The organism is Aestuariimicrobium ganziense (genome assembly GCF_015352975.1).
GTDB classification, from domain to species: Bacteria; Actinomycetota; Actinomycetes; order Propionibacteriales; family Propionibacteriaceae; genus Aestuariimicrobium; species Aestuariimicrobium ganziense.
In genome coordinates this window covers 1-14279 of the sequence record NZ_JACYIZ010000004.1, presented here as the reverse complement: position 1 = coordinate 14279, position 14279 = coordinate 1, and the positions used below count along the sequence as shown (strand labels likewise).

General features: G+C 70.8%; 8 protein-coding genes and 1 pseudogene. 4 read left to right on the top strand and 5 right to left on the bottom strand.

Going from position 1 to position 14279, the window contains the following annotated elements; genetic code table 11:
* The first annotated feature begins 42 nt into the window (after positions 1 to 42).
* From alr to IE660_RS08225, 4 genes are all read left to right on the top strand, one after another.
* Positions 43 to 1146, top strand: coding sequence for an alanine racemase (alr, locus tag IE660_RS08240; protein ID WP_203567887.1), 1104 nt, complete (start codon positions 43 to 45; stop codon positions 1144 to 1146).
* Between the two features lie 25 nt (positions 1147 to 1171).
* Positions 1172 to 1939: a DUF4282 domain-containing protein gene (locus tag IE660_RS08235; RefSeq protein WP_203567886.1), complete on the top strand. Its 768-nt coding sequence runs from the start codon at positions 1172 to 1174 to the stop codon at positions 1937 to 1939.
* 123 nt (positions 1940 to 2062) lie between these two features.
* Positions 2063 to 4639: a circularly permuted type 2 ATP-grasp protein gene (locus IE660_RS08230; protein ID WP_203567885.1), complete on the top strand. Its 2577-nt coding sequence runs from the start codon at positions 2063 to 2065 to the stop codon at positions 4637 to 4639.
* Positions 4630 to 5412: a transglutaminase-like domain-containing protein gene (locus tag IE660_RS08225; protein WP_203567884.1), complete on the top strand. Its 783-nt coding sequence runs from the start codon at positions 4630 to 4632 to the stop codon at positions 5410 to 5412. Before IE660_RS08230 ends, IE660_RS08225 begins: the two co-directional genes overlap by 10 nt.
* A gap of 49 nt (positions 5413 to 5461) precedes the next feature.
* Here the strand turns inward: IE660_RS08225 and IE660_RS08220 are convergent, their stop codons facing one another.
* From IE660_RS08220 to IE660_RS15840, 5 genes and pseudogenes are all read right to left on the bottom strand, one after another.
* Complete coding sequence (locus tag IE660_RS08220) at positions 5462 to 6364, bottom strand: transglutaminase family protein (protein WP_203567883.1); 903 nt, start codon at positions 6362 to 6364, stop codon at positions 5462 to 5464.
* Entirely contained in the window at positions 6361 to 8958 is a 2598-nt protein-coding gene (locus IE660_RS08215) for a circularly permuted type 2 ATP-grasp protein (RefSeq protein ID WP_203567882.1), read from the bottom strand. The genes IE660_RS08220 and IE660_RS08215 overlap by 4 nt, the downstream gene beginning before the upstream one ends.
* Positions 8955 to 12530 (bottom strand): transglutaminase family protein, encoded by a 3576-nt coding sequence (locus IE660_RS08210; RefSeq protein WP_203567881.1) that lies wholly within the window; start codon positions 12528 to 12530, stop codon positions 8955 to 8957. Before IE660_RS08210 ends, IE660_RS08215 begins: the two co-directional genes overlap by 4 nt.
* Positions 12531 to 12607: 77 nt before the next feature.
* Complete coding sequence (locus tag IE660_RS08205) at positions 12608 to 13534, bottom strand: transglutaminase-like domain-containing protein (protein WP_203567880.1); 927 nt, start codon at positions 13532 to 13534, stop codon at positions 12608 to 12610.
* Between the two features lie 270 nt (positions 13535 to 13804).
* A pseudogene (locus IE660_RS15840) lies at positions 13805 to 14074 on the bottom strand (2-oxo acid dehydrogenase subunit E2); the annotation flags it as partial.
* Positions 14075 to 14279 lie beyond the last annotated feature (205 nt).

Below are 14279 nucleotides of genomic sequence, written 5' to 3'. Positions count from 1 at the left end.
CGCCTCGTGCAATGATCGTGCGGTGATCAGGATCGTGCGGTGGTGAGCGAGGCACGCGTCGAGATGGCGGCCATCCGCCACAACCTCGCCGTCGCCGCATCGCACCTGCCCACAGGCTGCGAGTTGCTGTTCGCGGTCAAGGCCAATGCCTACGGCCACGGCGCGGTCGCGGTGTCACGGATGCTCGAGCAGACGCGCACGGTGACCATGCTCGGGGTCGCCGAGGTGAGCGAGGTCGCCGAGTTGCGCGCCGCTGGGGTGGGCCTGCCGGTGCTCAAGCTGTCGGCCTGCCTGCCCGGCCAGTGGGAGGCCGCAGTGGCGGCCGACACCACCCTGACCGTCACCGATGCCGACACCATCGCGGCCGCCTCGGCCGCCGCTGCAGCCGCCGGTGCCACCGTGCCGGTGCACCTCAAGCTCGACACCGGCATGGGACGCATCGGCGCCCCGCCGCAGCAGGCGGTCGACCTGGCCCGCATGGTCGACGAGGCGCCGGGGCTCGTCCTCGACGGGCTCTTCACCCACCTGGCCACGTCGGATGCCGCCGACGACGACGGGTTCACCGCCGGGCAGTTGGCGTCCTTCCGTCAGTCCGTGGCTGCCGTCGTGGCAGCGCGCGGCGCGGTGCGCTGGGTGCACGCGGCCAACTCCGGTGGCGTGCTCTTCCACGACCAGGCCGGCATGACGATGGCCCGGCCCGGCATCATGGGCTACGGCTACGCCCCCGACCGCGACCACCAGCCCGACGACCGGTTGCGTCCGGCCCTGACGTGGACGACCAACCTGTCAGCCGTCAAGCTCGTCCAGCCCGGGACGAGCGTCAGCTACGGCCGCACCTGGACCGCCGATCGTCCGACCTGCGTGGGCACGATCCCGGTCGGGTACGCCGACGGCCTCGCCCGCCGCTTGTCGAACCGGGGCGAGGTGGTGGTGGGCGGACAGCGGCGTCCGATCATCGGACGGATCTGCATGGACCAGTCGCTGGTCGCCCTGTCCGGACCAGCCGACGTGGGCACCGAGGTCGTCCTGATCGGGCAGCAGGACGAGGCGGCCGTCACCGCCGACGACCACGCGGCCTGGCTCGACACCATCAGCTACGAGGTGCTGTGCGCCATCGGGGCCAGGGTGCCTCGACTTCCGGTCTGAGCCGCCGTGATGAAGAATGTGCCCCATGACGAATGATCAGTGGGGCACTCCACAGAACCCGGGGAGCAACCCCTGGCAGAATCCTCAGGACGACCAGCCGACCACGGTGCAGCCTCTCGTGACGGGACAGCCTTCCGCGAACCCGACTTCGCAGAACCCGACCTCGCAGAACCAGCCGGCTCAGCCGGTCAGCTCGACCTCGGCGAGTGCCTCGTGGGAGGACACCGGATGGCTTCCCGGCAGCTGGCAGGGCCAGCCCGGCGCCTCGGCCAATCCGCCGGCCAGCGCCGCCAGCGCGGCGCAGGTGCCCGGCGGGCAGTACGGCGCTCCCGCCCATGGCACCGACTACGGCACCCAGCAGCCCGGCCCGGTGCCCACCCAGGGCGGTTGGCAGCAGGGTCAGTACCCGACCCAGACCACCGCTCCGGCTGGGCCGTCACACCAGTGGGGCTCCGCCCCGACCGGGGCCAACGCCACGGGTCTGGGCGGCTTCTTCCGGTCGCTGTTCGACCTGAGCTTCCGTTCGTACGTGACGCCGTCGCTGATCAAGATCGTCTACATCCTGATCATCATCGCGGCGGTGCTCTACTGGCTGGGAGGCACCCTGTTCGCCTTCGCCATCGCCGCGGCCGGCGACCTGCCCAGCTCGATGGGCGTGTTCTCGCTGCTGTTCGGCTGGATTGGCCCGCTGCTGTTCATCGCGATGGCCCGGATCTCGCTCGAGTACATGGTGGCGATCATCCGCACCAGCGAGAGCGCGATGCGCATCGAGGACGCGGTCACCAAGGACTGATCCGACCTGGTGGATCAGGGCCCCACCGGCAGCAGCGCCGGCTGGGGCCCTGATCATGTCGTGGGTGTTGACTTCTGACTTCGCGATAACCCAACCGAAACACGTGTTCCCTAGACTCGGCCCATGGCCGACGAGTTCACGCTGCTGAGCAGCTACAGTCCGGTCGCCGGCGCCTTCGACGAGATGTTCTGTGACGACGGCCAAGTCCGTCCGCACTACCGGGTGGCGCTGGAGGAGCTCGGCAGGATGAGCGACGCCGAGGTGCTGGGCCGCTCCGACTACGTGGGCTCGTCCTACCTCGAGCAGGGCATCACCTTCGACGTGGGGGGCCAGGAGCAGCCCTTCCCGATTGACGTGGTCCCGCGGATCATGACCGCAGAGGACTTCGCGATCGTCGAGGCCGGGATCGCCCAGCGGGTCACCGCCCTCGAACTGTTCCTCTCCGACATCTACTCGACGGGCACCGTCTTCCTCGACGGCGTGATCCCTCGCCGGGTCGTGGTCTCGTCGACGCACTACCACCGCGTGGCCCACGGCATCCGTCCCCCGAACGGGGTGCGCATCCACGTCTCGGGGACCGACCTCGTCCGTGGGGCCGACGGGACCCTGCGCGTCCTCGAGGACAATGCCCGCGTGCCCTCGGGCGTGAGCTACGTGCTGACCAACCGGCGCGCGATGTCATCGGCGTTCCCCGAGATCATCTCCCGCTACCCGGTTCGCTCGGTGCACGAGTACCCGAACATGCTGCTCGCTGCCCTGCGCGCGGCCGCTCCGACAGGTGTCACCGACCCGACCGTGGTGGTGCTGACACCGGGCGTCTACAACTCCGCATACTTCGAACACGCCCTGCTCGCGCGCACCATGGGGGTCGAGCTGGTGGAGGCCAGCGACCTCACCTGCGAGAACGGTCGCATCACGGCGGCGACCACGCGCGGCAAGCGCCGTGTGGACGTCATCTACCGCCGCGTCGACGACGACTTCATCGATCCGGCCCACTTCCGCTCCGACTCGATGCTCGGGGTCGCCGGCATCCTCGCGTCCGCCCGGGCGGGCAATGTGACCATCGCGAACGCCGTCGGCAACGGTGTCGCCGACGACAAGCTGACCTGCACCTACGTGGACGACTTCATCCGCTACTACCTCGGCGAGGAGCCGATTCTTCCGGGTGTGCAGACCTGGCGCCTCGAGGAACCAGCTGCACGCGAGGAGGTCATGGACCGGCTCGCCGAGGTGGTGGTGAAGCCGGTCGACGGCTCCGGTGGCAAGGGCGTGGTGATCGGGCCGGCGGCCTCGGCCAAGGAACTGCAGGACCTGCGCGCCTCGATCCTGGCGGCGCCGCGCGACTTCATCGCCCAGCCGGTGGTGCAGCTGTCCACGGTGCCCACCGTGGCCGGGAAGTCGATCGGGCCCCGTCACGTCGACCTGCGTCCGTTCGCGGTCAACGACGGCGAGCGTGTGCGCGTGTTGCCCGGTGGCCTCACCCGCGTGGCCCTCCAGGAGGGGCAGCTCATCGTCAACTCCTCGCAGGGTGGCGGCTCCAAGGACACCTGGGTGCTCGCCGACGGCGAGGTCGAGCGGATCGAGGCACGGCCCGCCACCGACGGTCCGCGCCATCCCTCCCTCCAGATGGACGACGACTCCGTGCGGGCGAGCTCGTCCAGCCAGTCCCAGTCCCAGTCACAGCGCGGCGGAACGCAGCAGCAGTCGCAGTCGTCGTCCCGGGCCGCCCGCACCCAGCGTTCACAGACCGCGATGACGCTTTCCCGGATCGCGGACTCGCTCTACTGGGTCTCGCGGTACCTGGAGCGGGCGGAGGACACCTCACGGATCCTCGACGCCAACATCCAGTACCTGCTGGAGGATCCCACCGCCGACCAGGAGCAGGCCGCCCGAGCACTGCTCGCGGCGATGGGCGAGGATGCCGACGAGGTTCGCGGTGATCGACCGGTCGACATCCGCCTCGTGCTCGACCGTCTCTGCTACGACTTCGACGCGCCCTCGAGCCTGCGGGCCATCCTGCAGTACGCGCGAGAGTCGGCTCGGCGCGTGCGTGAGGTGCTCTCGCTGGACATGTGGGAGGCGATCAACACCGCCTACCTCGACGTGCGTCGGTCGAGCTTCCTGCGCAAGCCCGCGCACCAGGCGTTCCAGCAGGTCAGGCACGGGGCGGTGCTGGCCTCGGGCATGGCACGGCAGACAATGATCCATGACGAGGGCTTCGAGTTCATGATGCTCGGACGCTCGCTCGAGCGCGTCGACATGACCTCTCGCCTCATCCTCGCGGCCACGATGAACGGCGGCACCGCTGTGGCCTGGAACAACGCCGTGCGCGCCGCCGGCGGCCACCAGTCCTTCGTGCGCGCCCACACCGGCGAGGGCACTGGCGCGGACGCGGCGAGCTTCCTGCTGCTCAACGACCGCTTCCCGAGGTCGCTGCTCTACGGGATGAACTCGGTCGAGAGCGCGCTCAGGGAACTGGAACCCCGCAGCGGTTTCGCGCGACAGGACGAGGCCCTCCGCCTGATCGGCCGGGCGCGGGCCGAGATCGAGTACCTCCCCCCGGAGCGGCTGCACGAAGGCCTGACCGAGCGGATGGAACGGGTCCAGGCCACCTGCAACGAGGTGGGCACGCTGGTCGCCGAACGGTACCTCGGCGTGGGCGTCATGGACGCCTGGAAGGAGGCGCCGGCATGCGGCTGAGGATCCACTCGACGCTCACCCACACCTTCTCGCAGCCCGTGCGCTCCCGGTTGCAGGTCCGCCTCGCTCCTGCGGCCACAGCACGGCAGCTCGTTCTCTCCCACCCGCTGTCGGTGGAGCCGAGCGGGTTCTCCCTCACCTACGACGACTACTGGAGCACTCGGGTCACCGAACTCGAGGTGGCCGAGGAGCACACCCGCTTCCAGGTCTCGATGCTGTCCGACGTCAATGTCACCTCAGGTCCGTTCCGTCCGCTGGCGACGGACTTCAGCCGCGTCGACGCGGCCGGGGTCGAGGACGCCTTCCACGAGTTCCTGCAGCCCGGCCCGCTGACCGGGGCCACCGACGAGACGCGCGAGTTGGCCGTCGAACTCCGCTCCGCCTCCGGGAACCCGGCAGAGCTGGTGGAGCGCCTCTCCCAGGCGCTCGTCAGCGCCGAGTCCGACGACGAGCGCACGCACCTGACCATCGGCGCCCTGCGTGCGGCCGGTGTGCCCGCGCGGTTCGTCTCCGGGTACCGGGCCCCGTTCGAGTCGTTCGACCAGAGCCCTGAGCTGGGCACTGCGGCCGCGGGCGTCATCACGTCGTGGATCGACTACTGGGACGGTGCCTGGCACGGCTGGGACCCCACCACGGCCCAGGTGGTCGGCGAGCGCCACGTGATCATCGGGTGGGGTCGCGACCGCAAGGACTGTCCCCCGCTCCGCACGATCTACACCGGCGGCGGGGACGCCGAGTGCGACTCCGAGATCCTGGTGACCCGGCTCAGCTGACGGCCTGACCCCTCCCGGACGAACGCGGCGAACGCTCGTCCGACGAGGGTCAGTCGAGCCGCTTGACGGTGACGGCCACCCGGAGCTTGGACGAGCCGCCGTCGGTGAAGACGATCCCCTTCAGTGGGGAGACGTCGCGGAAGTCACGACCCCAAGCGGTCACCAGGTAGCGCGAGTCGGCGAGGTGGTCGTTCGTCGGGTCGAGATCGACCCACCCGCCACCGGGCACCATCACCGAGGCCCAGGCGTGCGAGGCGTCCGACCCCTCGAGCTTCACCTGTCCCGCAGGCGCTGAGGTCTCGATGTAGCCCGACACGTAGCGGGCTGGGATCCCCACCGCACGGAAGCTCGCCACGGCGAGGTGGGCGAAGTCCTGGCAGACCCCTTCACGAGCGGCGATCACCTCCGGGAGCGTGGTCGAGATCGAGGTGACGCCCTTGGTGTAGGTGAACTCTGCGTAGATGCGGCGGTACGCGGTCTCGATCGCCTCGCCCAGTGGCATGGACGAGGGCAGCAACTCCTCGGCGAAGCCGCGCTCCGTCTCGCCCAGCGTCACGATCCGCGACGGCAGCTGGAACGCCGCCCGCTCGAACGGGTCGATGGCCGGATCCGCGCAGATCGCGGCGGCAGCCTCAGCCACCGTCCACGCGTTCAGCGCCCCAAGGTCTGGCAGCGGCCACTCGACGTCGATGGTCGAGGTCTTGGTGACCGCCAGGGTGGTGTGGGGGTTGGAGATCTCGACGTAGTGGGAGTAGTTCCCGAACGCGTCCCGCGACTCCTCGAGCACGTCCGGCTCGGGCGAGATCGCCACCTCGTGCTGGTCGACCCGCTGCTGCGGGGTGTCACGTGGGCGCAGCATCGCGCGCCCGAACGACATCGTGACGTCCTCCTCGTAGGAGTACTCGGTCAGGTGGTGCACCGAGTACCTGCGCGGTCCGTGCAGGCCGTTCACGACGCGGCGCCATCCGGTCGATCGGCCTCGTCGCCGCTCCAGCGCTGTGCTGCCTGGCCGGTACCTTCGCGCTCGGGCACGGCGAAGGCGCGGCTCGGACGCTGTGGTGCGAAGTGTTCACGTTCGATGGTGCGCGAGAGGTCCCTGAGCCGGAGGTCGAGGTCGGTGAGCAGGTTCGCCAGGCCCTCGCGGTTGCCGGTGAAGATCGCATCGTGGTCGACGTCGGTGGTCAGTTCACGAGCGGCCTCGACAGCGCTGCGGATCGGGGCGCCGTCGTCGCCGGAGAAGTGGTGGACGAGGCGATCGAGCTGGTAGCGCACCGATCGTGGGTTGGTCGCGTCCTCGAGCAGCAGTTCGAGGGCGGCGATCGCCGGCACCACCGAGCCCACCCCGGCTGCCATCCGGCGCCGGTAGGTGATCAGCGAGTCGCTGACGCGCAACGCCATCTCGACGATCACGGCCTCGGCCACCGGTGAGCGCAGTTCCGCGATGGTGTGGCGCAGCAGCCCGACCATCGCCTGCGCCCGCTCCAGACGGCGTCCGGCGTCGACGAACAGCCAGATCTCGTCGCGCACGATCGATTCGCCGAAGATTCCCGCGAGGGCGAGACATGACTGCAGCACCGCGCTGGAGACGCCCTGCGCGTCGAACAGGTCGTCGCTCTCACGCTCCTGGTCGAGACGGTCGGTCAGGCTGCCGAGAATCCCGACGGTCTCGGGCGAGAGCAGTTCACGCACGGAGAGGGCGTTCTGCGTCGTCCGTTCCACCGCGAAGGAGACGGTGCCGAGGCGGTCCTGGTCGATCAGCAGGGTCCGCAGTTGCTCGATGACGGCGCCCTGCCGGTCGTCCGGATCGATCCGGGCGGTCACACCGGTGAGCTGGGAGACCGCGTCGAGCAGGGTCTCCAACGCCGTGTGCCCGGCCGACCCCGGCCTGGAGATGTGGTCGTCCACGAGGTTGTCCGCCACCGCCACCAGGCGGGCGGTGGACTCGGCACGCTCGGCGTAGCGGCCGAGCCAGTACAGGTCGCCGGCGGCGCGCGGCGTGAGCGCCGGCATGGTTGCGATGCCCGTGCCCTCCTCGCTCGGCACCAGCCGCAAGAAGCTCCAGACGGGGTCCTGCGCACCTTCGAGCACCCAGACGTCCTTGGTGATGACGCCGCGCTCGGTCTGCACCACAGGCTTCTTCTCGTTCGAGGCCACCTTGGCGAGGCCACCCGGCATCACCACGTAGTCGTCGTCGACTGCGATCCGGAACGTCCGGAGCACCATGGCCCGTGGGGAGAGGCCCTCCTTGGTGATCACCGGCGCCGTGGACGAGTCGATGAGTTCCTGCGCCGCCCAGGCCCACGGCTCCGCCTCGATCTGCGCCGCCATCTGTTCCCGGGCTGCGGCCGTCATCTCCCACCCGGGACGAAGGGTGGGCCGGTTGGAGCGCGAGATCGGCCGGAGGACGAGGCGCTCCATGTTGGTCAAAACGTGGCTCCGCGATGCTGGGTCACCGCACCACCAGGTCTGGGGCGCGGCGAGCTTGAGGTCTTCACCGAGCACCTCGCGGGCGACCCTGTTCAGGTAGGGCGCCATGCCGATGTTCTCGACGACCCCAGCGCCGATCGGGTTGACCACGCTCACCACCCCCCGTCTGGCCGCCGCCATCAGTCCCGGGACGCCCAGTCGCGACTCGGGTCGCAGCTCGAGGGAGTCCATCCAGTCACCGTCCACGCGCCGCTGGATCACGTGCACCCGCAGGCGCCGGCCCCCGGCGCGCAGCCAGACGGCACCGTCGCGCACCATGAGGTCGTCGGCAACGACGAGCGGGTGGCCGAGCAACGTCGCCACGAGGGCCTGGTCGTAGGCCGTCTCGCTCGAGGGTCCGGGCGACAGCAGCACGATCCGGGGCGAGGTCACGCCAGGCGGCGCTGCGCGGTGGAGCGCGTGCTGCATCACGTCGAAGAAGCCGCGGAGCGTGCTCGCCCGTGAGGCACGGAACAGCGGCTCCATGACCCGGGTGATCAGGCGGCGGTTGGCGAGCGCGTAGCCGATCCCGGCGGGTGCTTGGGTGCGGTCGGTCATCACCACCCAGCCGTCGGGCCCCCGCGCGATGTCCGCGCCCGCGACGGGCAGTTGGCGCGGCCCGGGGATCGTGACGCCGTCAGCAGGCAGCAGGTAGCCGTCGTGGCCGAGGAAGAGCTCAGCAGGCAGGAGGTGGCTCTTGAGCAGTCGTCGCTCGCCATACAGGTCGGTGAGGATCGCATCGAGCAGTCGGGCGCGCTGCTGGAGTCCCTCGGCCAGGGGGGCCCACTCGTCCTGGTCGAAGATCAGCGGGATCGGGTCCACCTGCCAGCGAGGACCGAGCGCCGGTGCGGTGGCGCCGATCCCCTCGTCGCGCGCCAGCCGGGCGACCTCCCGCCGTCGAGCCATCAGTCCCTGGGTTCCGAGGCCCTCCAGGTACTCCCAGGTCTTCGCCGCGCGGATCTCTCCGTCCAGCCCGATGGTCTCGTCGGGCGCCGAGTGGCCCTGCGCCGCGCGCCGCTGGGCGACCGCGGCGGCGTACCGCTCAGCCAGTGGGGCTCGAGGGACCTCGGCAAGACTCACCGCTCGCCCTCCGGCGCACCGGGGGCACCGTCAGCCGGGGTGGCGTCGGTCCCGTCACCACCCGCTGGGTGTCGGCCGCGGGAGAAGCGTCGCAGGTCGAGCGAGACCGGGAACTCCGACGGTTCCCCGCCCAAGAGCCCGTGCGGTTGCGGCCAGTTGCTGACGTCGACCTTGCCGGAGGTACGACGCTCCTCGAAGCGGTTGGTGCGACGCGACTCGGCCTCGACCGCGTTGACGGGGTAGCGGTCGTAGGCGAGCCCGCCCTGGTGGGTGACGTGGTAGGTGAAGCCGCCCAGCGAGGTGGCGTTGCGGACGTCGACCAGGTCGAAGTGGAGCGGCGAGTGGACCCCGATCGTGGGGTGCAGTGCCGAGGGTGGGTCCCAGGCGCGGAAGCGCACGCCACCGACACGCGCCCCTGCAGTCGCGTCGCGCCCGACACCCCAGCCGGTGGTGGCGATCGGGACGGTCGGCACGGGCACCCCGTTGCAGGTCAGCACGTGGCGACCCTCGGTCATGCCGACCGCCGACACCTGCACCCGCTCGACGCTGGAGTCGACGTAGCGCGCGGTGCCGCCGAGCGACACCTCCTCACCGAGCACCTGCCACGGCTCGATGGCCTGGCGCAGCTCGAGGGAGACGTCGCCGATCCGGACCTCGCCCAGGCGCGGGAAGCGGAACTCGAGGAAGGGCTCGCGCCACCGCTCGTCGAAGCGCGGCGCCGCGCCGCCGTCCGGTTGCGTCCAGCGGGAGGTGTGCTGGTTGAGCTCGGCGACCACCTCGCGCAGGTCGGCGGCGACGAAGGCGGGCAGCAGGTAGCGGTCGTGCAGTCGGGTCCCCCAGCGCACGAGAGGACCCTGGATGGGCTCCTCCCAGAAGCGGGCCACCAGCGCACGCACGAGCGCGGCCTGCACCAGGCTCATCCGGGCGTGGGCGGGCATCTCGAAGCCGCGCATCTCGACCAGACCGAGGCGGCCGGTGCGTTGGTCGGGGCTGTAGAGCTTGTCGATGCAGAACTCGGCGCGGTGGGTGTTGCCGGTGAGGTCGGTGAGCAGGTGCCGCAGCAGGCGGTCGACCAGCCAGGGCTGGGTGAAGCGCTGCCGGGCCACGCGTTCGTCGGGGTCCTCATCGGTGCGCCAGTCCTCGCGGACGACCGCCTCGATGTCGTGGTTGATCGCCGGATCGTCGACCATGGCCTCGAGCTCGGCGAAGGCGATCTCGAGGTCGTAGAGGGTCTCGGCCAGGCCCTCGTCCACGCGGGGGGCCTGGGACGTGGAGCCGATGAACTTGCCCGTGAACAGGTACGACAGTCCGGGGTGCCACTGCCAGTAGGTGACCAGGCTGCGGAGCAGGTCGGGGCGCCGCAGGAAGGGCGAGTCGGCCGGAGTGGGTCCACCGAGGGTGATGTGGTTGCCACCACCAGTCCCGGTGTGGGTGCCGTCGAGGTCGAACTTCTCGGTGGCCAGGCCCGCTTCGCGCGCGTCCTCGAACAGGGTGGTGGTGAGTTTCCGCAACTGCGGCCAGGTCTTCGTGGGGTGGACGTTGACCTCGATGACGCCGGGGTCGGGGGTGACCGAGATGGATTCCAGGCGCGGATCGTCCGGGAGCCGGTAGCCCTCGAGGACGACCGGGAGGTTTGCGTCAGCGGCAGCCTGTTCGATCGCGGCGAGCAGGCCCAGGCCGTCCTCGAGCCGATCGACCGGTGGGAGGAAGACGTGGGCGTGACCGGACCGTGGCTGGACGGCGACCGCCGTCCGGGGGGCCTCGTCGATGCCGACCTCTCGTGCCTGCGGTGCGGTGCGCTCCGGCGCAGCGGGAAGATCGCTGGTCAGGTCGCCCTCGTGGTTCCGGGTGATCTCGGGAGCCTCGCCCCAGGCCACCGAGTCCAGCGGCAGCCGGTAGCCGAGCGCCGAGGTGCCCTGGGTGAGGAAGATCGCGCGGCGGCGGGTCCTCCAGCGGGCAGTCGCCCACCCGTCCCCGTCAGGATCAACGAACACCGGAACCACCCAGCCGGCGGGCGGCTCGTCGGCCACGGCAGCCTCGATCGCCTCGACCGTGCTCGCCGGGTCGTCGTCCACGCCGGGCCGCTCCCCCAGCGGGAGGCGCGCCTCGTCGAGCACGGACTGGACCGGGTCCTCATGGGCAGCCAGCACGAACTCGTCGGAGATGCCGAGGCGGGCGGCGATCGCCTTCGCCAGGTGCTCGACGGCGGCTGCCCGCTCACCGTCGTCGGCGGGCAGGGTGGCAGGAGCTTCGGGATCGGCGAGCAGGTCGCGGCGCCGCCACAGCGGTTCACCGTCAGCACGCCAGGCGATCTGGGTCTGCCAGCGGGGCAACTCCTCGCCGGGATACCACTTGCCCTGGCCGTGGTGCACGATCCCCTGCGGCGCCCAACGCTCCACCAGCAGGTGGGCGAGGCGGGCGGAGAGCTCGCGCTTCTCGGCGCCGTCGGCCTCGGACTCCCACTGCGGGTGCGAGGTGTCGCCGGAGGTCACGAACGTGGGTTCGCCGCCCATGGTCAGGCGGACGTCGCCAGCGATCAGTCGCTCGTCGACGGCGGCCCCGAGGGCGTCGACCTGGGCCCACTGCTCGTCGGTGTAGGGCTTGGTGACGCGAGGGTCCTCGTGGATTCGGCGCACCTCGTTGACGAACGACATCGAGACCTCGACCACCTCGGTCGCGCCCGTGATCGGTGCCGCGGACTCCGGCTCCGGGGTGGCCGACAGCGGGATGTGCCCCTCGCCGGCAAGCAGGCCGGAGGTGGCGTCGAGTCCGATCCACCCGGCTCCCGGGATGAACGCCTCGGCCCAGGCGTGCAGGTCGGTGAAGTCCTCGGCCGGGCCACCGTCGCGGGCATCGTCGCTGGCCAGCTGGACGAGGTAGCCGGAGACGAAGCGGGCGGCGATCCCGCAGCGGCGCAGCACGCTGACCAGGAGCCACGCCGAGTCGCGGCACGAGCCGATCTGCTGCGCGAGGGTCTCGGCAGGGGTCTGCACCCCGACCTCCATGCGCGTGGTGTAGTTGATGCTGCTGCGGATCGCCTGGTTCACCGCCACCAGGAAGTCGACGATCCGGGTGCCGCCGTCGAAGACTCCCGTGGGGCGCAGGTGGGCCTCGATCCAAGCGTCGACGGCGTCGTCCGAGGGGTGGGCGGCCGCGGAGGCACCGGCGCGCGCGGTCGCCGCGGCGGCAGTGCCGTCCTCGTCCGCCCCCACCCGCCTCAGGTAGGGGGAGAGGTCTCGGCCGAGCGCGTCGGGGTAGGTGAAGGGGAAGGTTGAGGCGTAGTCCTCGACGAAGAAGTCGAACGGGTTGATCGCCGTCATGTCCGCGACCAGCTCCACCGTGAAGCTCAGCTCGTCGGTGGGCTGCGGGAAGACCAGGCGGGCCAAGTAGTTGCCGAACGGGTCCTGCTGCCAGTTGAGGAAGTGGTCGGGCGGCGTGACGCTGAGGGAGTACGCCTCGATGCGGGTCCGGCTGTGCGGAGCGGGCCGCAGCCGCACGACGTGGGGGAACACTCGCACCGGCCGCGCGAACCTGTAGGTGGTCTCGTGATGCAGCGCGACCCGGATACTCACACGCCCCACTCTAGGGGCGCCATGTTTCACCGGTGTTGCTGCGCACGCGCGGACGAGGAGCCGGCAGGGCCACCACCTCAGAGATGCACGGGCTGCGACGGATCCTCGTGCGGAAGCCCGCCGTTGGCGTAGGCGGTGACCCAGACGGGTCCGAAGTTCACGCCCCCTGACAGCACCGTGAAGAACGCGGTGTCGGCGGCGTCGCGACCGGTGGCGATCCGGATCAGGGAGGCTCGGGGTGCCATCCGAGTGGAGTCGACGACCTGCCAGCGGCCCTCGTGCGCAGCCTCGGCCACGGCATGGAAGTCCATCGGGACGAGCCCCGGGGCGTACACGGCCGTCAGGCGTGCGGGGACGCCCATCGCTCGGAGCATCGTCACGGTCAGGTGGGCGAAGTCGCGGCACACGCCCTGGCCCGCCAGGAGGGTGTCGATGGCGGAGTCCGCGCTGCCGGAGATGCCGGGGATGTAGCGCAGGTAGTCCCTGACCCACTCGCCGACCGCCGTGATCAACTCCTGGCCGGCAAGCCCGGGGAACAGGGTGGGGGCGAGCACGTTGAAGCGGTCGGACTCGCAGTAGCGCGAAGGGCGGACGTAGAGCACCTCCTCCTCAGGGGTCACCGCGTCCGCCTGTGCCCCCTGTCGAACCTCGGCCGCGTAGCGCAGTTCGAGTGCGCCCGGGGGCGCGAGCACTCGATGGAGCCGGGTGCCCGCGATGCTGACGATCTCCTCGACCTCGACCCTGGTGCCGTCCACGGTGATGGTGAGCGTCTCGTCCTCGATGGGTGTGTCGGCAGAGACGGCGACCGCGAAGAGCAAGGTGGCGTCCCGGGTCACCGTGGCATTGATGTTGGCGGTGACGGTGGTGGTCGCTGAGTCGGTGGTCGTGCCCGCCTGCGGCTGCTGCTCCTGCCTGGGTGGCCCCACGCGGTCGCCCTCGTCGGCCCCGGACGACGGAGCTTCGGTGGGCGCGTGGGGATCGGAGTGTTCGAGAGATCCAGACATGGGGGTTCCTTGGGGACAGGCGCAGGGGCGGGTGGACCCAAGGTTACGGCCCGCCGGGGATGGTGAGCGCCCGCTTGGGGGTGCAGGGGGTCATCCCCCGCGTGGGGGTGCAGGGGGTCATCCCCCGCGGGGGGGTGCCGGGGGTCATCCCCCGCGGGGGGGTGCCGGGGGTCATCCCCCGCGGGGGGGTGCCGGGGGTCATCCCCCGCGGGGGGGTGCCGGGGGTCATCCCCCGCGTGGGGGTGCAGGGGGTCATCCCCCGCAACAAACTCAGTACAGGAAGGCCAACTCCGGGTTCGACAGGATCGAGGCCACCTCGTGCAGGAACCTCGACCCCTGTTCACCGTCGATCAGCTTGTGGTCGAAGCTCAGCGAGATCGTGGTCACCCAGCGCGGCTCGATCCGTTCGTCGGCGCCCTCACCGACCACCCAGGGCTTGCGGTCGATGGAGCCCATGCACAGGATCGCCGACTCGTCCCGGTTGATCACCGGCGTTCCCGACTCGATGCCGAACACGCCGACATTGGTCAGGGTGAAGGTGACCAGCGCGCCGACCGAGCAGGGGCCCCATCGACGACCAGTCGGTGGGGCCCCTGCCGTGCGGTCAGGCTCCGGTGTCGGGCAGCGGCCGTGGCGTCGGCGACGGCTTGGGGCCGGGATCGGGCTTGGGGCCGGGGTCCGGCTTGGGGCCGGGATCGGGCTTGGGGCCGGGATCAGGCCCGGGGTCAGGATCAGGCCCGGGGTC